This is a genomic window from Prauserella sediminis (assembly GCF_014195435.1).
Taxonomy (GTDB): Bacteria; Actinomycetota; Actinomycetes; order Mycobacteriales; family Pseudonocardiaceae; genus Prauserella; species Prauserella salsuginis.
In genome coordinates, this window is sequence record NZ_JACIBS010000001.1 from 897,749 (window position 1) to 923,085 (window position 25,337).

22 protein-coding genes are annotated in these 25,337 nt (G+C 71.1%); 10 read left to right on the forward strand and 12 right to left on the reverse strand.

Annotation, left to right across the window (positions count from 1 at the left end; genetic code table 11):
* Positions 1-97: 97 nt before the first annotated feature.
* On the reverse strand, positions 98-760 hold the full coding sequence (locus FB384_RS04015) for a response regulator (RefSeq protein ID WP_183779252.1): 663 nt from the start codon (positions 758-760) through the stop codon (positions 98-100).
* Positions 757-1,911 carry a sensor histidine kinase gene (locus FB384_RS04020; RefSeq protein ID WP_183779254.1) on the reverse strand — a complete coding sequence of 385 codons (1,155 nt, stop codon included), beginning with the start codon at positions 1,909-1,911 and terminating at the stop codon, positions 757-759. The genes FB384_RS04015 and FB384_RS04020 overlap by 4 nt, the downstream gene beginning before the upstream one ends.
* A gap of 157 nt (positions 1,912-2,068) precedes the next feature.
* On the opposite strand from FB384_RS04020, the gene FB384_RS04025 reads away from it, so the two are divergent.
* Positions 2,069-2,881, forward strand: a complete 813-nt coding sequence (locus FB384_RS04025) for an ABC transporter ATP-binding protein (RefSeq protein WP_183779256.1) — start codon at positions 2,069-2,071, stop codon at positions 2,879-2,881.
* Positions 2,878-3,651: an ABC transporter permease gene (locus FB384_RS04030; protein WP_183779258.1), complete on the forward strand. Its 774-nt coding sequence runs from the start codon at positions 2,878-2,880 to the stop codon at positions 3,649-3,651. The genes FB384_RS04025 and FB384_RS04030 overlap by 4 nt, the downstream gene beginning before the upstream one ends.
* On the opposite strand, the gene FB384_RS04035 is transcribed toward FB384_RS04030, so the two are convergent.
* From FB384_RS04035 to FB384_RS04045, 3 genes are all read right to left on the reverse strand, one after another.
* Positions 3,652-4,515: a glycosyltransferase family 2 protein gene (locus FB384_RS04035; RefSeq protein ID WP_183779260.1), complete on the reverse strand. Its 864-nt coding sequence runs from the start codon at positions 4,513-4,515 to the stop codon at positions 3,652-3,654. It lies immediately after the preceding gene.
* A gap of 225 nt (positions 4,516-4,740) precedes the next feature.
* Entirely contained in the window at positions 4,741-5,871 is a 1,131-nt protein-coding gene (locus FB384_RS04040) for a glycosyltransferase family 4 protein (protein ID WP_183784934.1), read from the reverse strand.
* Between the two features lie 141 nt (positions 5,872-6,012).
* Positions 6,013-7,248 (reverse strand): glycosyltransferase family 4 protein, encoded by a 1,236-nt coding sequence (locus FB384_RS04045; RefSeq protein WP_183779262.1) that lies wholly within the window; start codon positions 7,246-7,248, stop codon positions 6,013-6,015.
* A gap of 240 nt (positions 7,249-7,488) precedes the next feature.
* Between FB384_RS04045 and FB384_RS04050 the strand changes: the two genes are divergently transcribed.
* The 3 genes from FB384_RS04050 to FB384_RS04060 are packed head-to-tail and all read left to right on the forward strand — an operon-like array spanning position 7,489 to position 12,078.
* Entirely contained in the window at positions 7,489-8,430 is a 942-nt protein-coding gene (locus FB384_RS04050) for a glycosyltransferase family 2 protein (RefSeq protein ID WP_183779264.1), read from the forward strand.
* Positions 8,431-8,459: 29 nt separating this feature from the next.
* Entirely contained in the window at positions 8,460-10,973 is a 2,514-nt protein-coding gene (locus FB384_RS04055) for a glycosyltransferase (RefSeq protein WP_183779266.1), read from the forward strand.
* Positions 10,966-12,078, forward strand: coding sequence for a glycosyltransferase family 4 protein (locus tag FB384_RS04060; protein ID WP_258938312.1), 1,113 nt, complete (start codon positions 10,966-10,968; stop codon positions 12,076-12,078). The genes FB384_RS04055 and FB384_RS04060 overlap by 8 nt, the downstream gene beginning before the upstream one ends.
* Positions 12,079-12,619: 541 nt before the next feature.
* Here FB384_RS04060 and rfbD read toward each other — a convergent pair.
* Positions 12,620-13,534 carry a dTDP-4-dehydrorhamnose reductase gene (gene rfbD, locus FB384_RS04065; protein ID WP_183779268.1) on the reverse strand — a complete coding sequence of 305 codons (915 nt, stop codon included), beginning with the start codon at positions 13,532-13,534 and terminating at the stop codon, positions 12,620-12,622.
* A gap of 40 nt (positions 13,535-13,574) precedes the next feature.
* Positions 13,575-14,549, reverse strand: a complete 975-nt coding sequence (gene rfbB, locus FB384_RS04070; protein ID WP_183779270.1) for a dTDP-glucose 4,6-dehydratase — start codon at positions 14,547-14,549, stop codon at positions 13,575-13,577.
* A 221-nt stretch (positions 14,550-14,770) separates the two neighbouring features.
* On the opposite strand from rfbB, the gene FB384_RS04075 reads away from it, so the two are divergent.
* From FB384_RS04075 to FB384_RS04085, 3 genes are read left to right on the forward strand one after another with little or no spacing between them, the layout of a single operon-like run.
* Positions 14,771-16,477 carry an LCP family protein gene (locus FB384_RS04075; RefSeq protein WP_323985114.1) on the forward strand — a complete coding sequence of 569 codons (1,707 nt, stop codon included), beginning with the start codon at positions 14,771-14,773 and terminating at the stop codon, positions 16,475-16,477.
* Positions 16,478-16,523: 46 nt separating this feature from the next.
* Positions 16,524-18,323 carry an LCP family protein gene (locus FB384_RS04080; RefSeq protein ID WP_407676061.1) on the forward strand — a complete coding sequence of 600 codons (1,800 nt, stop codon included), beginning with the start codon at positions 16,524-16,526 and terminating at the stop codon, positions 18,321-18,323.
* 26 nt (positions 18,324-18,349) lie between these two features.
* On the forward strand, positions 18,350-19,051 hold the full coding sequence (locus FB384_RS04085) for a TIGR03089 family protein (RefSeq protein WP_183779274.1): 702 nt from the start codon (positions 18,350-18,352) through the stop codon (positions 19,049-19,051).
* Here the strand turns inward: FB384_RS04085 and FB384_RS04090 are convergent.
* Positions 19,044-19,475 (reverse strand): DoxX family protein, encoded by a 432-nt coding sequence (locus FB384_RS04090; RefSeq protein ID WP_183779276.1) that lies wholly within the window; start codon positions 19,473-19,475, stop codon positions 19,044-19,046. The genes FB384_RS04085 and FB384_RS04090 overlap by 8 nt on opposite strands.
* A 463-nt stretch (positions 19,476-19,938) precedes the next feature.
* Positions 19,939-20,451 carry a GNAT family N-acetyltransferase gene (locus FB384_RS04095; RefSeq protein ID WP_183779277.1) on the reverse strand — a complete coding sequence of 171 codons (513 nt, stop codon included), beginning with the start codon at positions 20,449-20,451 and terminating at the stop codon, positions 19,939-19,941.
* Between the two features lie 272 nt (positions 20,452-20,723).
* Here FB384_RS04095 and FB384_RS04100 point away from each other — a divergent pair, with 272 nt between their 5' ends.
* Positions 20,724-21,248, forward strand: coding sequence for a GNAT family N-acetyltransferase (locus tag FB384_RS04100; RefSeq protein ID WP_183779279.1), 525 nt, complete (start codon positions 20,724-20,726; stop codon positions 21,246-21,248).
* A 14-nt stretch (positions 21,249-21,262) separates the two neighbouring features.
* On the opposite strand, the gene FB384_RS04105 is transcribed toward FB384_RS04100, so the two are convergent.
* Complete coding sequence (locus FB384_RS04105; protein ID WP_183779281.1) at positions 21,263-21,826, reverse strand: hypothetical protein; 564 nt, start codon at positions 21,824-21,826, stop codon at positions 21,263-21,265.
* Between the two features lie 330 nt (positions 21,827-22,156).
* Complete coding sequence (locus tag FB384_RS04110; RefSeq protein ID WP_183779283.1) at positions 22,157-23,326, reverse strand: acyl-CoA dehydrogenase family protein; 1,170 nt, start codon at positions 23,324-23,326, stop codon at positions 22,157-22,159.
* 210 nt (positions 23,327-23,536) lie between these two features.
* Between FB384_RS04110 and FB384_RS04115 the strand changes: the two genes are divergently transcribed.
* Positions 23,537-24,418 carry a LysR family transcriptional regulator gene (locus tag FB384_RS04115; protein WP_183779286.1) on the forward strand — a complete coding sequence of 294 codons (882 nt, stop codon included), beginning with the start codon at positions 23,537-23,539 and terminating at the stop codon, positions 24,416-24,418.
* A gap of 373 nt (positions 24,419-24,791) precedes the next feature.
* Here FB384_RS04115 and purE read toward each other — a convergent pair whose 3' ends face one another.
* Positions 24,792-25,292: a 5-(carboxyamino)imidazole ribonucleotide mutase gene (purE, locus tag FB384_RS04120; protein ID WP_183779288.1), complete on the reverse strand. Its 501-nt coding sequence runs from the start codon at positions 25,290-25,292 to the stop codon at positions 24,792-24,794.
* Between the last annotated feature and the right edge of the window lie 45 nt (positions 25,293-25,337).

Genomic DNA, 25,337 nt, shown 5'->3' on the forward strand with positions numbered 1-25,337 from the left:
CCGGTGCCGCTACCGCCGCGGCGGCCGTCCGTACCGGCTTCGCCCGGCGTGCACGGCCCGATCTGCACCACCCGGCCCGGCTGCGGGTTCCGGACCGTCAGCCGTCACCGCCGGTGAGCAGGCCGAGGTCGAGGGCTCGGAGGACGGCGCGGGTGCGGTCGCGGACGTAGAGCTTCATCAGCACGTTCGACACGTGGTTCTTCACGGTCCCCTCGGCGAGCCCGGCGGCGTCGGCGATCTCGCGGTTGTTGAAACCGCCCGCGAGCAGCCGCAGGATCTCCAGTTCCCGTTCGGTCAGTGGTTCGGGGGCGGGCAGGTCGGCGAAGTCGGGGACCTCGCCCGAGGCCTCGACGGCGCGGACGAGCCGTTCGGTGAGCGCGGGCTGCACCAGCGAGCCGCCGCTGGCCAGGGTGCGGATCGCGTGCACGAGCCGGTCGAGCGTGACGTCCTTCAGCAGGTAGCCGCGTGCTCCCGCGCGGAGTGCCTTCAGCACGAGTTCGTCGTCGTCGAAGGTCGTCAGGATCAGCGCGGGAACGTCGATCCCGTGCCGTCGCATCGCTTCGAGCGTGGCGATGCCGTCACGCCGGGGCATACGCAGGTCGAGCAGCAGTACGTCGGGAGGTTCGCGGACGAGCACGTCGAGGGCCTCGTCGCCGTCACTCGCCTCGGCCACGACCGCGACGTCGTCGGCGAGGCCCAGCAGGCTGCGGATGCCCTGCCGGACGAGCGTCTGGTCGTCGACGACGCAGACCCCGATCACGAGGCGGCCACCGGCACCGCCGAGGACGGCAGGTCGACCTCGACGGCGAAGCCGTCGAGGCCGTCGAACGTCACCGAGCCTCCGAGTTCCTCGGCCCGTTCGGTCAGTCCGGTGAGCCCGTGGCCGAGCCGCAACGCGGAGGTGCCGCGCCCGTCGTCACGGGCGCGGAGCAGCACGCCGCCGCCGGGGCGGGCGCGTACGTCGAGCCACAGGTTGTCCGCGTCGGAGTGGCGGATGGCGTTGGTGACGATCTCCTGTGTGCAGCGGACGAGCACGGTGATCCGCTGCTCGTCCACCTCGATGTCCTCGGCGACCGTCAGGTGACCGCGGGGGCGCGGCAGTTCGCGGACGACGGTCTCCAACGCCGCGCGCAGTTCCGGCGGGCGTGACCGCAGTTCCCCCACCGTCGACCGGACGTCGGTGAGCAGTTCCTTCGCCAGCAACCGCGCCCGCTCCACGTCCTCGCCCGCGGGCCCGGTCACGCGGTGCGACGCGGTCTCCAGCTGCAGTGCCAGCGCGGAGAGCTTGTGCCCCAGCAGGTCGTGCAGCTCGCGCGCGATACGCAGCCGCTCCTGGGACTGGCTCGACTCGGCGAGCAACGCGGTGGCGCTGCGCAGCTCGGCGTGGGCGACGGCGAGGCGTTCGTTGGCCTCCTGCTCACGCTGCGCTGCCCAGGTCGTGAACAGGTACAGCACCTGCAGCACGCCGTACAGGCAGGTGGTCAGCAGCAGGTCGAGTGCGCCGGTCCCGTGCCACAGTCCCGCGGCGGCCACGACCACGGTGTTGCCCGCGACGATCCCCACGGCCATCCGCGCCGAGACGTACTGCGCCGCGATCGCGGCGGCGAACACGAGCAGGATCGGCGTCACCCCACGATCCCCGGACAGCAGCACGACACCGGCGCCGCACACCATGGTGAGCAGGGCACCCCCGGCGGCTCCGCCCCGGTGTCCGCGCTCACCCGTGACCGCCGTCGCCGCGAACGCGACGAGGAACCCGGCATAACACACCAGCCACAGCCAGAACGGGCCACGCGTGACCGGCTCCGCCGCGTCTCCCGAGACCGCGACGACGATGATCGGCAGCCCGATGACGAGGTAGATCGCCAGGCCCGCCGTCGCTACCGCCACTTCGAGGCGTTCCTTGCCCATTCGCCGAGTCTAGAAGTACGCCCGCGCGCGGACACCTGCCGAAAGTCATGCTCGCCGACCGTGACCTTCGGCAGCAGACGACGACCCGGTGCCGCCCCTACGTTCACCGGTGACAGCAGGCCGACCGGGCGATCCCGGCTCACGAAAGGCGGGCGGCATGGCCGTCATCGAGGTCAGAGACATCCACAAGCGCTACGGCGAGACGATCGCGGTCGACGGGGTCGACTTCGACGTCGAACAGGGCGAGATCTTCGGCGTCCTCGGCAGGAACGGCGCGGGCAAGACGACGACGGTCGAGATCATCGAGGGCCTGCGCACGCCCGACACGGGCACGGTGCGCGTACTCGGACTCGACCCGGTGCGCGACCGCAGGGCGGTGCGCACCGTGCTCGGCGTCCAGCTCCAGGAGGGGACGCTGCCGGACAAGGCCACGGCGGGCGAACTGGTGCGGCTGTACCGCTCGTTCTACGCCGACGGAGCCGATCCGGAACGGCTGCTCGGAGAACTCGGCATCGACGACAAGCGGGACACGTTCGTCGACGAGCTCTCCGGAGGGCAGCTACAGCGCCTGTCGATCGCACTGGCGCTCGTCGGCAGACCGCGCGTGGCCGTACTGGACGAGCTCACCAGCGGGCTCGACCCGCGCGCCCGGCGTGACACCTGGGACCTGATCGAGCAGGTGCGGGCCGCGGGCGTGACGATCCTGCTGGTCACCCATTTCATGGACGAGGCGCAGCGGCTGTGCGACCGCATCGCCGTGTTCGACCGTGGGCGGATCGCGGCACTGGACACACCGGACGGGCTCGTCGCACGCACCCACGCCACCGGCGCGACCCTCGACGAGGCGTTCCTCGCGGTGACCGATTCCGACTCGCTGGACGACGACGGTGCCGAAATCAGCCGTATCGCGCTCGACGACGTCCTCGGCAGTGCAGGCACCGACGGCACGGACGGGCAGGTGCGGTCATGACCGGCACCGAGACGACGTCGCGAGGACCTGGCCTGCGGGCGTGGCGGGCGCTCATCGCGCACGAGGGACGCATGGTCCGCCGGGACACCGCAGGGCTGGTGATCCCGCTCGGTCTGCCGCTGCTGCTCCTGGTGATGAACGGCAACGGCGATTCCCCGCCGGTGCCCGGACTCGGCGGCATGTCGCAACAGCTGGCCTACGTGCTGCCGATGGTGATCGTGCTGACGATCGCGACCGTCGGCGTGATCAACATGCCGTCGTTCCTGGCGACCTACCGCCGGTACAAGATCCTCCGGCGGCTGGCCGTCACCCCGGCGAGACCCGCGATGGTGCTGGTCGCACAGGCCGTGGTCGGCCTGGCTCAGGCCGCGGCGGGGATCGTGCTGGTCGTCGTGGTCGCAGCGCTGCTGTTCGGACTGTCCGCGCCCGCGGACCCGCTCGGCCTCGCACTCGCCCTCACGCTGACGACGGCGGCGATGTTCGCGCTGGGCATGCTGGTCGCTGCCGTGTCGCCGACCCCGAATGCCGCGCTGGCGATCGGGTTGGTGTCGTTCTTCGCCATGATGGCGCTGGGCGGCGGCTTCGGCCCGCGCGGCAACCTGCCCGACGGCGTCGCGGCGGTCGGCGAGTACCTGCCGTTCGGTGCCGGGCTCGACACGCTGATGGCCGCATGGACGGGCGGGCCGCTCGACATCACGCAGCTGGCAGCGCTCGCGGGCGTCACCGCGGTCGCCGCGGCGGTGTCGGCGCGGCTGTTCCGCTGGGAGTGATCAGGCGCGGCGGGTCTCCAGTTTGAGCCGCAGTTTCAGGCCGAGTTTGACGGCGGCGAGGAACGGCTTCCACTGGGGCCCGCGGTGCCGGTCCGCGAGATAGCGGTACGCGCTGTCGTGGTGCACGGCGAGCATCGTCGCCGACGCCTTCGACGTCGACTCCCCGCCGATGTGCATCACGGCCGCCGACGGGGCGTACACGTTGAGCCAACCCGCCCTCGCGATGCGGTCGCCGAGGTCGACGTCCTCGAAGTACATGAAGTAGCGCGGATCGAACCCGTCGACCGAGTCGAACGCCTCGCGGCGGATCAGCTGGCACGACCCGGACAGCCAGCCCGCGGTGCGTTCGGTGGGCTCGCCGCTCTCCTGGCGGTAGGCACGGGTCCACGGGTTGGACGGCCAGACCTTGCCGAACACGGCGTGGCCGATCCCGCGGCCCGGCGACGGCAGCAACCGCGCCGACGGATACACCGAGCCGTCGGGTTCGCGGATCAGCGGGCCGAACGCACCGCCGCGGGGCCAGCGCCGCGTGACGTCGAGCAGCGCATCGAGGGAACCGGCGTCCCATTCGAGGTCGGGGTTGGCGACGACGACCCAGCCGACGTCGTCGGCGAGTTCGGCGACACCGCGGTTGGCAGCGGCGCCGTAGCCGAGGTTCTCGCCCATCGGAACGAGCCGCACGTTCGCCCGCTCGGCGGCCTTCTCCGGCGCCCCGTCGACGGATCCGTTGTCGGCGAGGACGACCTGCACGTCACGGTCGGTCGCCGTGGCGAGCGTGTCGAGGAAACGTTCGAGGGTCGCACCCGGGGAGTACGTCACGGTCACCACCGCGACGCCGTCACCGTAGGTCTTCGGCTCGGTCACGCGCACATTCTGCACCCGCCGCTCTGCGATGCCCCCGATGCCCCCGATGCCCCCCCAAGGGCACCTTCGGGGTGTTCAACGCCACGAACCTCCCCGCGCTCGGCACCACGACATTGCCGGCCGGGCAACTATGCGCGAGCTACACGGCCCCGGAAGGCGCAACACGGGCCCTGGAAAACTCAACACGGCGCAAGAACGCAGGACACGCGCGGAGGGACGGCCTCGTCAGATCCGCAGGCCCGCGGCGTGGGCCGCCTTGTCGTAGGCCTCCCGGTGACGTTCGGCGGTGGAACACCACGAGAAGTCCTTCGCCCGGCGCTGTGCGGCCGATGCGAGCCGCGAACGGCGCGCCGGGTCGTCGAGCAGCTCCCGCAGCGAGGCCGCGACATCGCCGGCCCCGACGCCGCAGTAGGCCACGGCGTCGCCGCCGACCTCGGGCAATGCCAACCGCCGCGTCGTCAGGACGCAGGCGCCGGACGCCATCGCTTCGAGCACCGGCAGCCCGAACCCCTCCCCGAGGCTCGGATACGCGACGAGTTCGCTGCCGCCGAGGAATCCGGCCAGGGCGTCGAACGGCAGGTAACCGGCGCGGATCACCCGCAGCCGGTGCGGCACGGAATCGAGCGCGGACTCGACCTGCCGGTCCCAGCCGGGTTGTCCGGCGAGTACGAGCGCGGGCGGCTCGGCCATGTCCGCGACGGCGTGGGCGAACCCGCGGACCAGGGCGGGCACGTTCTTGCGCGGTTCGAGTGCGCCGAGGAACGCCACGTAGGGAGTGGTGCCGATGCCGATCGCCTCGCGTGCGGCCCTGGTCTCGTCCGGCGAGGGGACGTGGAACCGCTCCTCGTCGACACCGTGGTGGATGACCTCCACCCGGGCACTCGCCGCCGGAGTGACGCGGGCGAGTTCGTGAGCGGTGGCGTCGCTGGGGACGACACAGACGTCGGCCCGCCGCAGCGCGGTCGACGTCCACGTGCGGAAGAACCGTGCCTTGACCGACGAGTGCAGGACGGCGTCGGTGAAGAACGTCGCGTCGTGCAGCGTCACCACCGAGGCGGCGCGGCTGGCCAGCGGCATCGTGTAGTGCGGGGAGTGGACGACGTCGGCGCCGAGCCTGCCGGCGAGGCGCGGGAGCGTGGTCTGCTCCCACGTGAGCCGGGCGGTACGGGTGGCGGTCGACTCGGCGGCGGGCACGACCTCGGCGTGCGGGGCGAGCCGGCCGTAGAGCTCGGTGTCCCGTGGCTGACACACCACGGAAATCGCCGCCCCGTCGGTGTCGAGGGCGGCGACCAGGGAGTCGACATATCTGCCGACGCCACCGCGGTCGGCAGGCACAGCGGTGGCGTCGATCAGCACTCTGGGATCGGCCACCCGAGCAGGGTACGACTCCGCGACCGGCGCGTGTCGGGTGTTCACCAAAATCACGACGGGGTCACGGGGGTATTACAGCCGGTCAGCGACGTGTCGGCCACGTCGGCGGCGACCGCGGGACCCCGATCAGGCGTCCGCCGTCGCGGTGAGTTCGTCGCGGGACGCGGTGTGCAGCCGCCAGATCGCCTGCGCGGCGGCGCGCCACGTGAACGCCCGCGCACGCGTACGCCCCGCCCGCACCAGCGTCCTCGCGTGTTCGCCGCCGACCAAGACCTCCCGCAAGGCCGCGGCCAGCGCATCGGCGTCGCCGCGGCGCACGCACCGGCCCGCACCGCCTGCGACCTCGACCAGCGCGGGCGCGTCCGAGTGCACCACGGGCACGCCTTCGGCCATCGCCTCCAGCACAGGCAGACCGAAACCCTCGGCGAGACTCGGTGCGGCGAGGGCGCTCGCGCCACGTAGCACGGTGATCAGTTCGGCGTCGGTGAGTCGCCCGAGCACGCGCATGCGCTCGGGCGGCAGGCCGGCATCGGCGGCGACGCGGCGTGGGTCCAGGCCACCCCAGCCGGGCTGGCCCGCCAGGACGAGCGCCGCGTCGCCGACTCCGGTCATCGCGCGGATCAGGACGTCGATGCCCTTGCGCGGTTCGACGGTGCCGACGGCGAGCACGTACCGCTCCGGCAGGCCGGCCGGTCGGGGTGCGGACCCTGCCGGTTCGGACCCCGTCGATACGGGGTCCGCCGATACGCGGTCCGCCAATGCGGGCTCCGCCAATGCGGGCTCCGCCGATGCGGGCCGTGTCGATGCCGGCCGTGCCGGTTCGGGCTGTGCCGGTTCGGGCCAGGTGGTCGTGCCGTGGCCGACGACGTGCACGGGAGCGGGGCCGCTGACGTGGCGCGCGAGGTCGTCGGCGACCGCGCGGGTGGGCACGGCCACGGCGTCCGCGCGGCGCAGCGCCGTCGTGATCGCGGCGCGGTGCCAGGAGACGCCGCGCGGGGTCAGCGTCTCGGGGTGCGTCCACGGGACGGTGTCGTGCACGGTCACCGACAACGTGCGGCCGCGGGGCGCACGGGGCGGCGCGAGGGGCGTCGGTGCGTGGACGGCGTCACCACCTGGCCACCACGGGATTCCCCGTCGCCACAGTTCGGTCAGCACGCGCCGAGACACCGGCAGCACCCGCGGGCCCGCGACACCGGCCACGCGCGCGGCCTCGACGTCGCGGTGCCGTGCCACGACGCCGCCCACCCGCCAGCCGTCAGGCGTGGTCTCGGCCAGCGCACGGAGCAGCTCCGCCGTGTACCGGCCCGTTCCGCCGGGCACCGGCGCCAACATCTGCTCGGCGACGACCGTCAACTCCCGCACGCGGCCATTCTGCCCCCAAGGGCACCTTCGGGGCGTTGAGTGCCCCCGAAGGTGCCCGTGGGCGTTGAACACAGTCACGCGGCTGCGTGCCCTTGAGGGGCGGTGGCCGGACCGGCGGGCGGGAGCCCCGATTCTTCCCTGATCATGCTCGCCCGCAGTGCACTCCCACCCACGGTGACCTCCCGCCCACGGTGACCTCCCGCCCGCCGTGCGGCCGCCGTGGTCGCTACGGTGCTACCCATGCCCGCCACCACCGTCGTCGTCGTGACCTGGCGCGGTGCTGCCCACCTCGGCGACTGCCTCGACGGGCTCGCCGCACAGACACGTCCACATCGGACACTCGTGGTCGACAACGCAGCCGACGACGCCACCCGGCGGATCCTCGCCGAGCACCCGAGCGCCCCCGAGGTGCTGCGACTCGGCGCCAACACGGGCTACGCGGGCGGCATCGCGGCCGCGCTCGAGGTGGTCGACACCGAGTTCGTCGCGTGGCTGAACGACGACGCGGTGCCGCAGCCTGGCTGGCTCGCCGACCTGGAAGCCGCCGTGGGCCCCACCACGGGCGCCGTCACCTCCCGGCTGATCCGCCCCGACGGCACGGTGCAGTCCACCGGCGTCGGCCTCACCGCCGACGGGCACGGCCACGACCTCACCGACCGCACCACCACCGCGCCGTTCGGCTTCTGCGGCGGCGCCGCGCTCGTGCGCACCCGCGCGCTCCGCGACGTCGGCGGCGTGCCCACCGAATTCTTCTGCTACTACGAGGACACCGACACGTCCTGGCGACTGCGCCTCGCGGGCTGGGACATCGCGGTGGCCGAGACCGACGTCCACCACCGCCACGGCGCCAGCACGCGGCCGGGCTCGGCTGCCTTCCACCGGTGGAACGAGCGCAACCGCCTGCTGATGCTCCTTCGTTGCGCTCCCACCGGGGTCGCGCTGCGCGAACTCGCCCGGTTCGCCGCCCTCACCGCGCTGCTGCCGCTGCGCAGCCTGACCGCGCAGCTCCGACCCCGCCACCCGGACGTGCCCGACGCGGCGAACTTCGACCCGCGACTGCGCCTGCGCGTGCTGGCCGACCTCACCCGCAGGTCGGGCTGGGTGCGGCGCACCCGACGGGACGTCACGCGCCGCTCGACGGTCGGCCGAGGCTCCCTCTGGCGGCGCTGGGCCGGCGGATAAGCTGGGGCGACTGAGGGGAAGGAGTGCCCGTGCCGCAGCAGGACCCGGCAGTACCGCTGGTCTCGGTCGTCGTGGTGAACTATCGCGGCGCCGACGAAACGATCGCGTGCCTGCGCGCGCTGGCCGAGCACGACTACCCGAACCTCGAGGTCATCTGCGTCGACAACGCCTCGGGCGGCGACGACGTGGCGCGCATCCGCAACGCGGTGCCGGGGGTCCGGCTCGTCACCTCGGAGACGAACCGCGGATTCGCGGGCGGCTGCAACCTCGGCGCACGCGAGGCGAACGGCACCGTGCTGGCGCTGCTCAACAACGACGCCCGGCCGGCGCCCGGCTGGGTCGGGACCGCCGTGGCGACGCTGCGGGCCGAGCCCACCGTCGGCGCGGTCGCGAGCAAGGTCCTCGACTGGGAGGGCACGGGCACCGACTTCGTCGACGCGGGACTCACCTGGTTCGGCATGGGCTACAAGCCCCGCGCCGGGGGTCCGATCGCCGACGTGCCACGCGCCGAGCACGAGGTCACCAAGGACGTGCTGTTCGCCACCGGGTCGGCGATGTTCGTGCGCTCGTCGGTGTTCGCCGAGCTCGGCGGCTTCGACGAGCGCTTCTTCATGTTCTACGAGGACGTCGATCTCGGCTGGCGGCTGAACCTGCGCGGCTGGCGCGTGCGCTACGTGCCGGAGTCGCTGACCTATCACCGGCACCACGCCACGATGTCCGAAGTGGACTCGCCGGACGGTGGCCGGGAGACGTTTCTGCTGGAGCGCAACGCCCTGGCCGCGCTGTACAAGAACGTCTCCGACGAGACACTCGCTGCCGCGCTGCCCGCGGCGCTGGCGCTCACCGTGCGCCGGGCCACCGCGCGGGGCGAGCTCGACCCGACACAACTCGACCTAGAACACGGCACCGGCCCCGCCGACACCTCGCCCGTGGCGGTGCCGCGCAGCACGCTCGCCGGCGTCCTGGCGGTCGATCAGTTCGTCGAGCAACTGCCGTCGCTGGCACGCTCCCGCGCCGTCGAACAGGCCGCGCGCGTCCGCACCGACGCCGACCTGCTGCCGCTGCTGCGCAACGCCTTCGAACCGGCCTATCCCCTCCCCCGATACCTCGCCGCACACGACATCCTCGTCGAGGCCTTCGGCCTCGAGCGGGCGTTCGGCACCCGCCGCAAGGTGCTCGTGCTCACCGGCGACGCGATCACCGAGCGCATGGCCGGCCCGGCGATCAGGGCGTGGAACATCGCCGAGGTCCTCTCCGGCGAACACGACGTCCGCCTCGTGACGGTCAACCCGCTCGCCGAGCCGCCGCCCGCGCCGTTCCCCGTGAGCGCCGCCCGCAGGCGTGACCTGGCCGAACCCGTCGAGTGGGCCGACGTCGTCATCCTGCAGGGGCACGTGCTGGAGATGGCGCCTGCGCTGAAAGACGAGTACGCACACAAGATCGTCGTGTGCGACCTGTACGACCCGATGCACCTCGAACTGCTCGAGCAGACCAAGGACGTACCCGACGACCGCCGCGCGGCCGACCTCGACGGCGTCACGCGCGTGCTGGACGCCCAGCTGCAGCGCGGCGACTTCTTCCTGTGCGCATCCGAGCGACAGCGGCACCTGTGGCTCGGCCATCTCGCCGCAACGGGCAGGCTCACCCCGCGGCTCTACGACTCGGACCCGACGACGCAGTCGTTGTTGTCGGTCGTCCCGTTCGGACTGTCGGACCGGCCGCCGCAGCGCACCGGCGCGGGCCTGCGCTCCTCGCTCGGACTGTCCGAAAGCGACCGGGTGGTGCTGTGGGCCGGCGGTGTCTACAGCTGGTTCGACCCGCTGACGCTCGTGCGCGCGGTGGAACGTCTCAGCGACCGCCGCGGCGACGCACGGTTGGTGTTCCTCGGCATGAAGCACCCCAATCCCGAGGTGACCGAGATGGACATCGGCGCACGGACCATGCGGCTGTCCGACACTCTCGGCCTGACCGGGAAACACGTGTTCTTCAACCAGGAATGGGTCGCCTACGACGACCGTCAGAACTGGTTGCTCGACGCCGATTGCGGTGTCACCACGCACTTCGAGCACATCGAGACGACGTTCGCGTTCCGCACCCGCGTGCTGGACTACCTGTGGGCGGGGCTGCCCATCATCACGACCGACGGCGACGCGTTCGCCGACCTGGTGCGCCGCGAGCAACTCGGCGTCGTCGTTCCCGCCGAGGACACCGAGGCGCTTGCCGACGCGCTCGAGAAGTGCCTGTACGACACGGATTTCGTCGACGGCTGCCGCGAGCGCATCGCCGTGGTCGCCCAGCGGTACACCTGGCCGAACGTGCTCGACCCGCTGGTGAAGTTCGTACGCGATCCGCGGCCGGCCGCCGACCGCCTGGCGGGAGCGGCCGACCTCACGAGGGAACCGCCGCTGAACCGGGCGCAGAAGGTGCGCCGCGACGTGGCGCTGGTCAAGGAATATCTCTCCGACGGCGGCCCCGCCGAGCTGACTCGCAGGGCCGCGGGCCGGGTGCGCAAGATCGTACGGACGAGGCTGGGCCGTGGCTGAACCGGACAGGACGTCGAGCGGGAAGCCGTTGCGAGTGCTACTCGACGGCACCCCGCTGCTGGGCAACCGCACGGGAATCGGCCGGTACACCGCATCGCTCTCCGAGGAACTCGCCTCGCTGGCCGACGACGTCGACCTGCGCGCCGTCGCGTTCACCCTCCGAGGCTGGCGGAAACTGCGCACGGTGCTGCCGCACGACGTGGCGGCACGCGGCATGCCGGTCCCCGCACGGATACTGCGCAAGCTGTGGGTGCGCTCGCCGCTGCCGCCGGTGGGCCTGTTCGCGGGCCGTTACGACGTCGTCCACGGCACGAACTTCGTGCTGCCGGCCAGCATCCGCGGTGCGGGCGTGCTGACGATCCACGACCTGGCGTTCCTCGACGCCCCGGAGGAGCTGGCGCCGAGCGACGCCGAACTGCCGGAGCTCGTACGCCGCGGCGCCGCACGGGCGCACGTGATCTGCACTCCGACCGAGGCCGTCGCCGACGCCGTCGCGGAGCGGCTCGACGTGGACCGCGACAAGATCGTCGTGACGCCGCTCGGGGTCGACGCCGGTTGGTTCACCGGGCGCCCGCCGAGTTCGCGGACGCGGCAACGGCTCGGGCTGCCGTCGCGGTATCTGCTGTTCGCCGGCGCGCCGGGGCCACGCAAGGGGCTGAACTGGCTGCTGAAGGCACACGCCGCCGACCCCTCGCTGCCGCCGCTGGTGTTCGCTGGCCCTGGCCGCTTTCCGCGCGGCGAACGGCGGCACCACGTCGGCTACCTGTCCGATGTGGACCTGCAACGCGTGGTCGCCGGGGCGTCCGCGCTCGTGCTGCCCTCCCGCGACGAGGGCTTCGGACTGCCGGTGCTCGAGGCCATGGCGTGCGACACTCCGGTGGTGTGCACGGACGTACCCGCACTCCGCGAGGTCGCGGGCGGGTTGGCGCACCTCGCGCCGTACGGCGACGTCGACGCGCTCGCCGCGGAGCTGCGCGCCGCCGTCGACGAACCCAACGCCGCGTCGACCGCAGCCGCGCGCCGCGCCCACGCCGGCAACTTCACTTGGCTCCGCTGCGCCGAAACGACCCTGGCCGCCTACCGCACCGCCGCGGGCACCCCCTGACCAACCAACCCCGCGTGTTGCGCCTTCCGGGCGCCGGTGTCCTGCAGTCGGACGCTCGTTCTGCGTTCAGCACCGCGTGTCCTGCGTTCAGCACCGCGTGTTCCGCACTCAGCACCGCGTACTCTGCGTTCTCGGCGCACGGCACGTCGGGACAGGAGCCGGGGCCACCGGCGAGATCGGACAGGGTCAGCACCGCCCCGTCGAAGTCCGGTCGCGGACACCGTTCCATCGTGCGCCGGTGCGCTTCGGCCACCGCCGCCAGCGCGTCGCTGCCGTGGACGACCGACGGAGACCTCGGCGCCGAAAACTCGACACCGGCCCCGTCGGGAACCGCCGCACGTCAACGTGTCGTCGCGGGCGATGGTTAGGCGTGACTGGACGGCGCGCGAGGGAGCAACACAGGCCCGAGTAGGCACCGTCGCGCTCTAGCGCGTCGACGAGGGTTGGTGGTCGGGTGACGGGTGGGGCAACACGTGCCCGAGTGCAGAACACGCGGTGCCCGAGTGCAGAACACGCGCGTTCGAGTGCAGGACACGCGAGGTTACGAGTCGGCCAGGGCGCTCCGGTGGTCGGCGACGAAAGCCTGCAGGGCTTCGCGCCACGGGCGCAACGGGGTCAGCCCCGCCTCGCGCCACGCGGCGTTCGACAGCACCGAGTACGCGGGCCTCGGGGCGGGGCGCGGGTGATCCGCCGTCGTGCACGGTGACACGCGGTCGGGGTCGGCGCCGACCTCCTCGAACACCGCGCGTGCGAACTCGTACCAGGTGGTCTCGCCGCCGCCCGTGCAGTGCAGTACCCGGCGCTGCGGACCCGCACCGCCGGCGACCGCCGACGCCAGCTCCAGCAGGCCCGACGCGAGATCGACCGTCCATGTCGGACTCCCGCGCTGATCATCCACGACGGACGGGTTCACCCCCTCCGAAGCCAGCCGCGCCATGGTCTTGACGAAGTTTCCGCCACCGGCGCCGTACACCCACGCCGTGCGTACGATCCACCCCGTGACACCGGAGCCGAGCACGGCGTCCTCTCCCGCCGCCTTGGTCCGGCCGTACGCACTGCGGGGCCCCAGCGGCGCATCCGGTTCGTAGGGAGTCTCGCCGTCGCCGCTGAAGACGTAGTCGGTCGACACGTGCAGCAGCGGCACCCGACGGGACGCACACACCGCGGACAGCACCCGCGGCCCGTCGACGTTCACGGCGAACGCGCGCTGTTCGTCGTCCTCGGCAGCGTCGACGGCCGTGTAGGCCGCCGCGTTGATCACCACGGGCACGCGGCCGTCGGCCCGCGCCCCGTCCACCAGCCGAGAAACGCCCTCCAGGACGGCGCCCGGCTTGGTGATGTCCAGTTCCGCGGACCCGGGGGCGTGCACGGCGGCGCCGCGTTCCGCACCGACGGCCGACAGATCCTTCCCGAGCTGGCCCGATCCACCGGGCACCAGCACCGCGAGGCGGCTCATCCGATCACCTCATACAACGACAGACAGCGGGCGACGCACGTCACCGGTTCTTCAGCGGTTCCCACCACGAGCGGTTCTCGGCATACCACCGCACCGTGTCGGCGAGTCCGGTTTCGAAGTCGATGCGGGGACGATAACCCAGTTCGGTGCTGATCTTGGTGATGTCGACCGAATACCTGCGGTCGTGACCCTTGCGGTCCTCGACGGGCCGTACCTTTTCCCAGCCCGCCCCCACCGCTGTGAGCAGGCGTTCGGTGAGCTCACGGTTGGTCAGTTCGGTGCCGCCGCCGATGTTGTAGATCTCGCCTGCCCGTCCCGAGGCGGCCACGAGTGCGATGCCTCGGCAGTGGTCGTCGATGTGGAGCCAGTCGCGCACGTTGAGCCCGTCGCCGTACAGCGGCACCTGCTTGCCGTCGAGCAGGTTGGTCACGAACAGCGGGATGACCTTCTCGGGGAACTGATACGGACCGTAGTTGTTCGAACACCGAGTGATACACACGTCGAGGTCGTAGGTGCGGTGGAAGGACCGGGCCAGCAGGTCGGATGATGCCTTCGACGCCGAGTACGGCGAGTTCGGCAGCAACGGGTGGCCCTCGGGCCACGAGCCTTCCTCGATCGAGCCGTACACCTCGTCGGTGGACACGTGGACGAACCGGCCGACGCCGGCGTCGACGGCCGCCTGGAGCAGCGTCTGCGTCCCGGCGACGTTGGTGAGCACGAAGTCGGCCGACCCTGCGATCGAACGATCCACATGCGACTCGGCCGCGAAGTGCACCACGAGGTCCACACCACGCATGACGTCGGTGACCACGCCCGGGTCGCAGATGTCGCCGCGCACGAACCGCAGCCGCGGGTTGTCGGCGACCGGATCCAGATTGGCCCGGTTGCCGGCGTACGTCAGCTTGTCCAGCACGACGACCTCGGCGTCGGCCAGCTCCGCATAGGCCCCGCCGAGCGTCTGCCTCACGAAGTGCGACCCGATGAACCCGGCGCCGCCCGTGACGAGCACCCGCATGTGTCCTCCCGTACCTGTGACCGGCGCGAGCGTGCCCGCCAGCGCCACCGCGGACCGCCACCTCGGACCGCGGACCGCCACCGCGGACCGCAGACGGCCGATTCAAACCCTCCGAAAGAAGGGAACTCGACAACAAGGTCGCAACGGCTGTGCGGCCGAACAAGCGTTACACACACCGATCAGTAGGGTGAGAAGAGGCAGCCATCCGGGAGGAGCTAGAGGTGACCGACTGGCCGGGGACAGCGGTCGTGGCCGGCTCCCGCCGACAGCGCAGTCAGCGAAGAAAGCGCAGTCAGTGGAGGAAGCGCAGCCTGTGGGGACGGCGCCGCAGGCGGCAGGACAGCCGTCACGGTGACGAGGAGCCGCCGCATGACACCGGCGCCACACGGCGGGGCAGCACGGCCGCGTGGGCGCGGCGGGGTGGCAAGACCGTCGTCGCGCTCGTATCGGCCGTGGTCATGGTCGTTTCCTGGTACGGCTGGCAGTTCATCGGCGACGTCAACTCCGGGCTGTCGACCACCGACGTCTTCGACGAGGACCGGGCCGGGGCCGCACCGATGGACGGCGCGATCGACATCCTCCTCGTCGGCCAGGACAGCCGCACCGACGCCCACGGTAACCCGCTGCCCCGCAAGGTCCTCGACAAACTGCACGCGGGCGACGCGGACGGCGAGCGCCAGACCGACACGATGATCCTGGTGCACATCCCGCAGGACGGGCGCGGCGCCACGGCGATCTCGTTCCCTCGCGACGCCTGGGTCGACCTCGCCAACGAGTACGGCACGCACAAGCTCAACAGCGCATTCGGCCGCGCCTACACCTACACGTCGAAGCAGCTCCACGCCCGCGACGACCTCGACGAGGAGGAGATCGAGGAGCGCGCGCAGGTCGCGGGCCGCAAGAACCTGATCGCGTCGATCGAGAAGCTCATCGACCGGCCGGGCATGATCGACCGCTACGCCGAGGTCAATCTCGCGAGTTTCCACGAGATCACCTCGACGCTCGGCGGCGTGGACGTGTGCTTGAACAACGACGTCAAGGACAAGCGATCGGGCCTCGACCTGAGCGCGGGCAGGCACACGCTGCAGGGCGTGGACGCACTGTCGTTCGTACGCCAGCGCTACAACCTGCCGAACGGCGACCTGGATCGCATCGCGCGCCAGCAGGCGTTCCTGTCCGGCCTGGTGCGCAAGATGCTGTCACCGGACGTGCTGTTCGACCCGAACAAGATCGGCGAGGTCGTCAAGGCGGTGCAGTCGTCGGTCGTGCTGTCGGAGGACTGGGACCTGATGCAGTTCGCCGCGCAGATGCGGAACATGTCGGGTGGCAACATCGAGTTCCGCACCATCCCGGTGGAGGGCAACGCGTGGTTCGGCAACGCCTTGGCACTGGAGATCGACGTCGACGAGGTGCGCTCGTTCGTCGACGAGGTCGTCGGTGACGAGGAGCGGGACTCCTCGTCGGCACCCGACGTGGACGCCGGCGAGTACACGGTGGACGTCTACAGTGCGGCGACGGATCCGGCGCACGGCGAGTCGGTGCGATCGCTGTTGCGGGACAACGGATTCCAGGGTGAAGGTTCAGCCATTGTGGACACTGTCACCGAGCCTGTGGTCCGGCACGCCCCGGGGGAAGACGACGCCGCCGAGGCCGCCGCGGCACTGCTCGGACCCGATGTCGGCGTCGAGGAGGATTCCGCGCTTCCGGAGGGCAAGCTCGAGGTGCACGTCGACGCCGGGTTCGTCCCCGGGCAACCGGCCGGGGGCTCGGAGACGTCCCGTTCGGTGGCGCCCGCGTCCCTGTCGGAGCCCGTGGTGACCGGCCAGGGAGCTCCACACGGAGCGCGGCAGCCCGCACCGGCGCAAACGGATGAATCCGATGAGCCGACCGAACCCATCACCGCCGGTGGCATCCCGTGCGTGAACTAGGCTTACGGCAGGCCTGAGCAGCACACGCCGGATGGGGAGGGGCCGCGTGAACGAGCGCGAGGAGCAGGACGCCGAGCGCCAGGGCTCCGAGGACAGCGACACCACGCCGCGGACCCGGCAGGGCTCCGGCACGGGGGCAGCCGGCACCGGAGCGACCGGGACGGGCGGCGACGACGCAGTGGCGGACGCCGACGGCGGCGCAGCCGCCGGAGACGCGCCCTACGGGTCTGGTGACGCTGGGGCTCCTGCCGACGGCAACTCGGACGGCGCAGTGGCCGACGACGCAGTGGCCGACGACGCAGTGGCGGACGACGCCGCCGGGAGCGCCACCACCGGCGAAGGCAACACCGGCGAAAGCAGCAACGCCGGAGCGGCGGCCGACACCGGTTCGGACGAGAAGACCGCCGGAACGGCGCGGCACAGGGCTGCACCACGGCCGACACCGCATCGCCGCACGCGGACCACGACAGCCTCGGCCTCGTCGTCCACGGCGGCCTCGTCGTCCACGGCGGCCTCGCCCGCGACCGCTACGGCCGCCGCCACATCCCCCGCCGAGGCGACTCGCCAAGGCAGGCTCCGCCGCACGGGCCGCGTGACGGGGCGCACGGTCATCACGCTGCTGTCGGTGATCGCGCTCGGCGTCACCGGCTATGCGTACGCGCGGCTCGACCAGCTCCACGACGCGATCGAGACCACGGACGCCCTCGACGACTGGCACTACGAGTCGAGCGGTGACGAGGAGGCTCCGCCGCCGCCCCCGAAGGATGACGGCGCGACGGACATCCTGCTGGTCGGCGCCGATTCGCGCACGGACATGCAGGGCAATCCGCTGCCGCTGTCGGTACTGAAGGCGTTGCGCACGGAGAGCACCAACGGCATCAAAACCGACACGATGATCATCCTGCGCATCCCGAAGGACGGCAGCGATCCCGTCGGCGTGTCCATTCCGAGGGACACGTGGGTCGACGTGCCCCACGGCGGCCAGGACAAGGTCAACTCGGCGTACGGCGCGGCGAAGAACGCCGAGTGGGGACGGTTGAAGGCCGAAGGCGTCACCGACGGGGCACAGCTCGAACGGGACTCGAACCAGGCGGGCAGGCGGGCGCTGGTGCGCACGCTGCAGGACTTCACCCAGGTGCACATCGACCACTACGCCGAGATCAACCTGCTCGGGTTCTACCTGCTCACGGAGTCGATCGGCGGCGTCGAGGTGTGCCTGAACGCACCGACGAAGGACAAGGACTCGGGCGCCGACTTCGAGGCCGGGGTGCAGACCGTCTCCGGCGGCGAGGCGCTGTCGTTCGTCCGGCAGCGCAAGAACCTCCCCAACGGTGACCTGGACCGCATCGTCCGGCAGCACACGTTCCTCTCGTCTGCGCTGGACAAGGCGATGTCGACGGGCACGCTCACGGATCCGGACAAACTCTCGGGTCTGATCGACACGGTCCGCCGTTCGCTGGTGCTCGACCCGGACCTGGACGTGCTCGGGTTCGCCCAGCAGGCCAAGGACCTGTTGGGCGACGGGATGGGATTCGAGACGATCCCCGTCGCCGACATCGCCGCCCGCAGCGGGGACGGGCAGAGCATCGTCACCGTGGATCTGCAGCAGGTGCGGTCGTTCATCCGCGACCTGGCGCACGGATCCGGCGGAGAGGATGGCGAGTCGTCGAGCGACGGCGGGGGCTCCTCGCCGGAAGCGACAAGCACCGCCGACGACGTCCCCGCGCCGAACGGTGGCGGCGCGGCCGCCGGTGGTGACGCCGCGGGTGCCGGCAGCTCGGCACGCGGTGTCACCGGTGGTGACGCGCTCAGCCAGGCACCCGACCAGGTCCCCTGCGTCAACTGACGCGTCCGGCAGGGAGAATCACGGGCGTGAATCTCACCGATCAGCTGCTGCGCCCATTGCTGTCATCGGCCGCGCGCCCGGCGGTGACGCACTACGACGACGCCGTGGGCAGCCGCGTGGAACTGTCCGTGGCGACGCTGACCAACTGGGCGGCGAAGACGGCGAACTGGCTGGTCGAGGAGTTCGACGTCGAGCCGGGCGGTCCGGTGGCCGTCGACCTGCCCGCGCACTGGCAGACCGCGGGCGTGCTACTGGGCACGTGGTGGTGCGGCGGACACGTGGTCTCCGACCCCGACGGGGCACGGGTCGCGTTCACCGGCCCGGACGGTCCGACGGGGATCGCCGATGACACGGCCGTCGTCGCGCTCGACCCGCTCGGCCGCGGCCTCGGACCGCAGGGGGCGCCGAACGGAGCGTTCGACTACCTGTCGGACGCGCGCACCGCGGGCGACGACTTCACGCCGCTGATCCCCGTGCCCGGCGACACCGCCGCGCTGCTGGGCGATACGGCCGACGACGTACTGGCGGCCGCCCGGGTGCGAGCCGGCGAGCTCGGCATCGGATCGGGCGACCGGGTGTTGTCGACGCGCGCGTGGACCCTGCCGGATGGGGTGCTCGACGCGCTGGTCGCGCCGCTGGCGGCGGGTGCGCACGTGGTGCAGGTGTCCAACCCGGCGAAGCTGGACGCGCACCGCGCCGCCGAGGCCGCGACCGTCGACCTCAGCTGACCGGTTCGGCCGCCTTGTCGCTGCTGCGACGGCGGCCGACGAGCACGTGGTCGAGTGCCAGCCTGCCGCTGTTGAAGCCCAGTGCGAGGCCGGCGAGCGCCAGCACGAGGACGAGTTCGTAACCGCCTTCGCCGGTGAGCCCCGCGTCGAGGTGGACCGCGAACGTCGCGCCGATCCCGACGACCGCGAAGCCGATGCCGACCAGCGGCGTCGCGAAGCCGACGATGAACATGATCGCGCCGATGACCTCGACGGCGATGACGAACACCGCGGCGACGGTGGGCAGTGGAATTCCGACGGCCTCGAACATCTGAGCCGTCCCGTCGACGCCGGCGTTCCACTTGTCGAGCCCGTGGGCGAGGAACACGACGCCGACCGCGATGCGCCCGATCAGCGCCGCGACGTCCTGAATGCGTGCGTACATGCCTGACCTCCGCCAGTTGGTTGACCGGCCGTGGGCCCAACGACCGCACAGCCATACCTGTTGCCCGCGCTCACCGTGCTGCCTGAGCGCGCGTTACCGTGACGACCACGATACTGTTGAAATTTCAACGATAATGACAGGGGTCGTGTAAAACCCGAATAACCCGACACACGCCCCACGAGCACACGTCGCGTGTCCTGCACTCAGCACCGCGTGTCCTGCACTCAGCACCGCGTGTCCTGCACTCCGGACGCCTGGTGCTCCCACCCGTCACTCACCCCGACCTGCCTGCTGGGCCCGTGTTGCGGATTCCAGGGCCCGTGTTGCGTTTTTGCGGAGACCGTGTTGCGGATCCCAGGGCCGGGCTGCGACTCGGGATCCGCGTTGCCTGTCTGGCCTCGACCGGCGGGACGGGAGGTCGCATGCGTCCGCCCGCGATGCGGATCATCCTTGGCCGTCACGCCTACGCTGCGACCAGCGGCTTAGCGAACCAGCATTCGGCGTACGGGTCGTCGCCGTATCGGTCGATGTCGCGATACCCACTGCGCGCGTAGAAGCTCCGTGCCTCGACGAGATCCAGGCGCGTGCCCAGGCGCATCTCCGGGCTGCGGTGCGCGCGGGCGTGGTCCTCGGCGGCCGTCAGCAGCCGCGGTGCCAGGCCCGTGCCGCGGAACTCCGGCAGCACGAACATCTTCGTCAGCTCGGCGTAGGCATCCAACAGCCGCACACCGACACACCCCGCGACGACGCCGCTCTGCCGGGCGAGCAGGAACACGCCGGTCGGCGGGCGCAGGTCGGCACCTGGCTCGTCGGCCATGGCGGCGTCGACGTCCTCGTCGGTGATCGGCCGGGAGTAGTAGCGGCGGCACAGCTCGGTGAAGTACGCACGCAGCACCGGCACCGCATCGGCGGCGTCGACAGCCGCGGGAGTGATCGTGAACGACGGTTTCGGCGGCGTGGGCGGTTGCGGTGACATCGGGGCGGGCATAAGTCGATCTTGCCATCGCGCCGCAGCCCACCGTGGCAGCACCCGATCCCGGCGTGACCCCCATGCCGAGTGACCCCCATGCCGCGTGTCCTGCGTTCGGGCACGCGTGTCCTGCATCGAGACAAGGCAGCGGGCCGGGTACCAGAGGTGCATCCACCGCAGTCACAGCATGGTGGGCGCCCGTCCCGTGGTGAGCGCAGCCCAGCCGACGCTGTGGAAACACCTTCCGCCGAGTGGTCGGCCACCGCAGAATCGCAGACATGATCACTGGCGACCTCGTCACGCTGCGGCCGATCGAACCCGAGGACGCGGACACGTATTGGCGTTGGCATCGCGACCCAGCTGTCACCCGGTGGCTCGCACACGACTACGACGAATCGCTGGCGCAGATCCGCAAACGTTTCGCCGAGCGGCCGGTCAATTCGTACTCGTCGACTGCCTTCGCCGTGGAAACGCTCGCCGACCGCACGCTGATCGGAACGGTGGCGCTCCGCGATGCGACACCCGAGACCGCGCTCGCCGAGCTGGACGTCTACATCGGCGAGGAACGGTATCGCGGCCACGGCTACGGCACCGACACCGTGGCCGCGATCTGCCGCTACGGATTCGCCGCGATGCGACTGCACTCGATCCGGCTGTGGGTCGTGGCCGACAACGACGCGGCCATCCGGGCGTATCAGAAGGTCGGATTCCGCACCGATGGCCGGGGCCGCGATGCGTTCCGTCGCGACGGCTGCTGGTACGACATGGTCCTGATGAGCCTCCTCGAGGGCGAACTCGAGTAGAAACCCGCCGGCACTCAGACCATGGTGAACGCCAGTGCCGTGGTGAGCACCGCCCAGCCGACGACGTGGACGATGCCGAGGGTGCGCCAGCCGCCACGCGGGGTGTCGCGGTCGCCGCGGAGGATGCCGAACACGTACACCGCGGACACGAACACGACCGCGACGGCGATGAGGCACGTCGGCATCAGCGCGTTCGCCGCCCCCGCCGACGGTCCGATCTGCATGTCGCGCACCACGTCCTCGACATGCGTGCGTTCGGGCACCAACAGCACGAGCACGCTGGCGATCCCTGCGGGCACCACGCCGAGCAGCCACCACTGGGCGCCGAGTCGCGTCGCGAGCAGGTGGATGCCGTACACCATCGGAAGCGTTATCGCGGCCAGGACACCCACGACGACGATCAGCCCACGGACGTTGCCACCGCCCAGCGCCCACAGTCCTTGCGCGATCGGCACCCGCAGCAGCACGGCGAGCACCGGCATCACGCAGGCCGCCGCGATGGCCAGCACGTGATACGACGGCCTACGCGTGCCGTGGGTGGTCGACTCGGACGCCTCGGCTGATGCTTCGCGGTCCATACGTCGGCACTGTGGCAGACGTGCTCCACCGGTTGGTCACCGGCCACCGATGACCCGCTCGGCGAGAGGCCCCGACGGGACGTGGTCGCGCGTCGTTCGACCCGGCGGTCGAACATGGACGCCGACGTCGTGCATGCAGGACACGCGGGGCTGAACGCAGGACACGCGGGCCCGGGTGCAGAACACGCAGGAGAGCGCAGCTGCGCGTCAGCGCGCCGTTGTGGGGTGGCCGTCGGGCGACGGGCGGGCGCAGGACACACGCGAGACGGATGGGGCCACCGGCGATGTCGTCACCGGTGGCCCCACCCGTCGCAAGCTCGGCCGTCGAACTCAGCCCTTGAGCAGGCTCCGTGCCATCACGAGCTGCTGAATCTGGTTCGTGCCCTCGTAGATCTGGGTGATCTTGGCGTCGCGCATCATGCGCTCCACGGGGAAGTCACGCGTGTAGCCGGCGCCGCCGAACAGCTGCACGGCGTCGGTCGTGACCTCCATGGCGATGTCGGAGGCGTACTTCTTCGCCGCCGACGCCATGAACGAGGCCCGCTCGTCGCCGCGTTCACTGGCCGCTGCCGACGCGTACACCATGTGACGGGCCGTTTCGACCTTCATGCCCATGTCGGCGAGCATGAACTGCACGCCCTGGAACTCGCCGATGGCCTGACCGAACTGCTTGCGCTCCTTGACGTAGTCGACCGTCGCGTCGAGCGCACCCTGGGCGATGCCGAGTGCCTGGGCGCCGATCGTCGGGCGCGTGTGCTCCAGCGTCAGGAGCGCGGTCTTCAGACCCGTGCCCGGCTCGCCGATGATGCGATTGCCCGGGATGCGGCAGTCCTCGAAGTAGATCTCCCGCGTCGGCGATCCCTTGATGCCGAGCTTCTTCTCCTTCGGGCCCACCGAGAATCCCGGATCGTCGACGTGGACCGCGAACGCCGAGATGCCCTGCGACGGCTTCGCCGCGTCCGGATTGCTGACGGCCATGACCGTGTACCAGGTCGACTCGCCCGCGTTGGTGATCCAGCACTTGGTGCCGTTGAGGACCCAGTCGTCACCGTCCTGCTTCGCACGCGTGCGCATGGACGCCGTGTCGGAACCGGCCTCGCGTTCGGACAGCGCGTACGAGGCCCCCTTGCCTGCAGCAATGTCGGGCAGCACCTGCTTCTTCAGCTCGTCCGATGCCGACAGGATGATCGGCTGGGTGCCCAGCTTGTTCACCGCCGGAATGAGGCCGGCCGACGCGTCGACGCGCGAGACCTCCTCGATGACGATGCACGCCGCGAGGGCGTCCGCCCCCTGGCCGTCGTAGGCCTCGGGAATGTGCACCGCGTTGAAACCGGCCTTGTTGAGTGCGTCCAGCGCCTCCGTCGGGTACCGCTCCTGCTCGTCCACCTCCGTGGCGTAGGGAGCGACCTCCTTCTCGGCCAGCGCCCGCACGGCCGCGCGCAGTTCCTCGTGCTCCTCCGCCAGCTGGTAGAGGCCTGGGCCCTCGCTCACGTGCGTCACCTTTCGTCCGAAACCTTCTGCGTCCGTTCTCGCACCGATGTTAGGCGTCGTTCACGTCGCCTGTCTGTGTCGTTGGCCGCAGTAGTCGTTGACCGCAGTATCGACCCCCACGAATGTTACCCGCGCGTAGGGGCCCGTGTGACCGGGCGAACACGACAGCTCAGGGAAATGTTCGCGCCGTAGTGTTCAGCAGCGACATACAGTTGTCCCATGCTGGACGTGGCGAAACTGCGGCTGCTGCGGGCAGTCATCGCGACCGGGTCGATCCGCGCGACGGCAGCACGACTCGGGTACACGCCATCGGCCGTCAGCCAACAGCTCGCCGCGCTGCAACGCGACACGGGCCTCCGGCTGTTCGACCGGGTCGGCAGAGGTATCGAACCGACGTCGGCCGGCCGCACATTGGCCGGTGAGGCGGAACAAGTGTTCAGCGCCCTGTCGGCGCTGGACGGTGTGGTCGACGACCTGCGCGCGGGACGGGTCGGCAGCCTGTCGATCGGCTACTTCGCCTCGGCGGGCGCCACCTGGCTGCCGCCGGTGGCGGCCGTACTGCAGACCGAGTTCCCCGAGCTCCGGCTCGACCTGCGCATGACCGAACAGCGCGACGGCCTGGAACTACCGGACATCGACCTGTTCGTCGACGCACCCGGCATCGAACACGCCACGCACGCCGACGTTCACCCGGTCGTCGACGATCCGTTCCTCGCCGTCGTCCAGGCCACCGATCCCCTCGCGGCCCGCGGCGAGGTACCGCTCGCCGAGCTCGCCGACCGGCGCTGGGTCGACAACGACCTGCAGCGCGGCGCCTGCCGACGCGTCCTGTTGGATGCCTGCGCGGAGGCCGGATTCTCGCCGCAGTTCGCCGTCGAGACACACGACTACCAGACCGCGATCCCGTTCGTGGCCACGGGAATCGGCATCACCGTGGTTCCCCGGCTCGGCATCGGCGACCTGCCGCCAGGGCTGACGACCGTACGGCTCGTCTCGCCGCAGCCGGTGCGCAACATCGCGGTGTCGGTGAAGAAGACCGTCGCCGACCACCCGGCCGCAGTCCGCGCCCTCGAGGTGCTGCGAACCGTCGCGGGACCGTGACGTCGCCGCAGCGTGCTGCAGCGTGCTGGCACTGCTCTGTGGTGGCGCTGCCCTGGTGGTGGCACTGCTCTGTGGTGGCACTGCCCTGTGGTGACGCTGCCCTGTGGTGACGCTGCCGCGTGGTCGCGGTTCGTGGCGTCCCTGTCCCGTTATCGCTGCCGCGTGATGCGATCGCTGATCCTGCACCATGATCAAGGGAAGATCCGCCGCGTTGTGATGCCCTCACAGGTGCCCTTGGGCACCTGTGAGGGCATCACAACGCGGCACCACGCACAACATTCGTGCCCGAGTGCAGAACACGCGTGTCTGAGTGCAGGACACGCGTGCCCGAGCGCAGGACACGCGGCCGGTCACCAGGGGCGGTCGGCCGGGGTCAGTCGGCCAGTTTGGCGCGCAGGGCGGCGTCCTTGTCGTGGACGAGCTGTTCGAGGTCGGCCTGGAACGCCGTCATCCGCTGCTGCAACTCGGGATCACTCGCGGCCAGCATGCGGACGGCGAGCAGGCCCGCGTTGCGGGCGCCGCCGACCGACACGGTCGCCACGGGGACCCCGGCAGGCATCTGCACGATCGACAGCAGCGAGTCGAGCCCGTCGAGATGTTTGAGCGGTACGGGAACGCCGATCACCGGCAGCGGCGTCGCCGACGCGACCATGCCGGGCAGGTGCGCCGCGCCGCCGGCTCCCGCGATGATCACCTTCAGTCCGCGCCCCGCGGCCTCGCGGGCGTAGTCGAGCATCCGCTGCGGCGTCCGGTGCGCCGAGTAGACGCCGACCTCGTAGCCGACGTCGAACTCGTCGAGCGCCTGGCCCGCCGCTTCCAGCGTCGGCCAGTCCGAATCGCTACCCATGATCACGCCGACGTCCGGTGTGCTCACGTCCTGCCTCCCGCAAGGTTCGTCGTGGCGGTTGAGTCCGGCCGG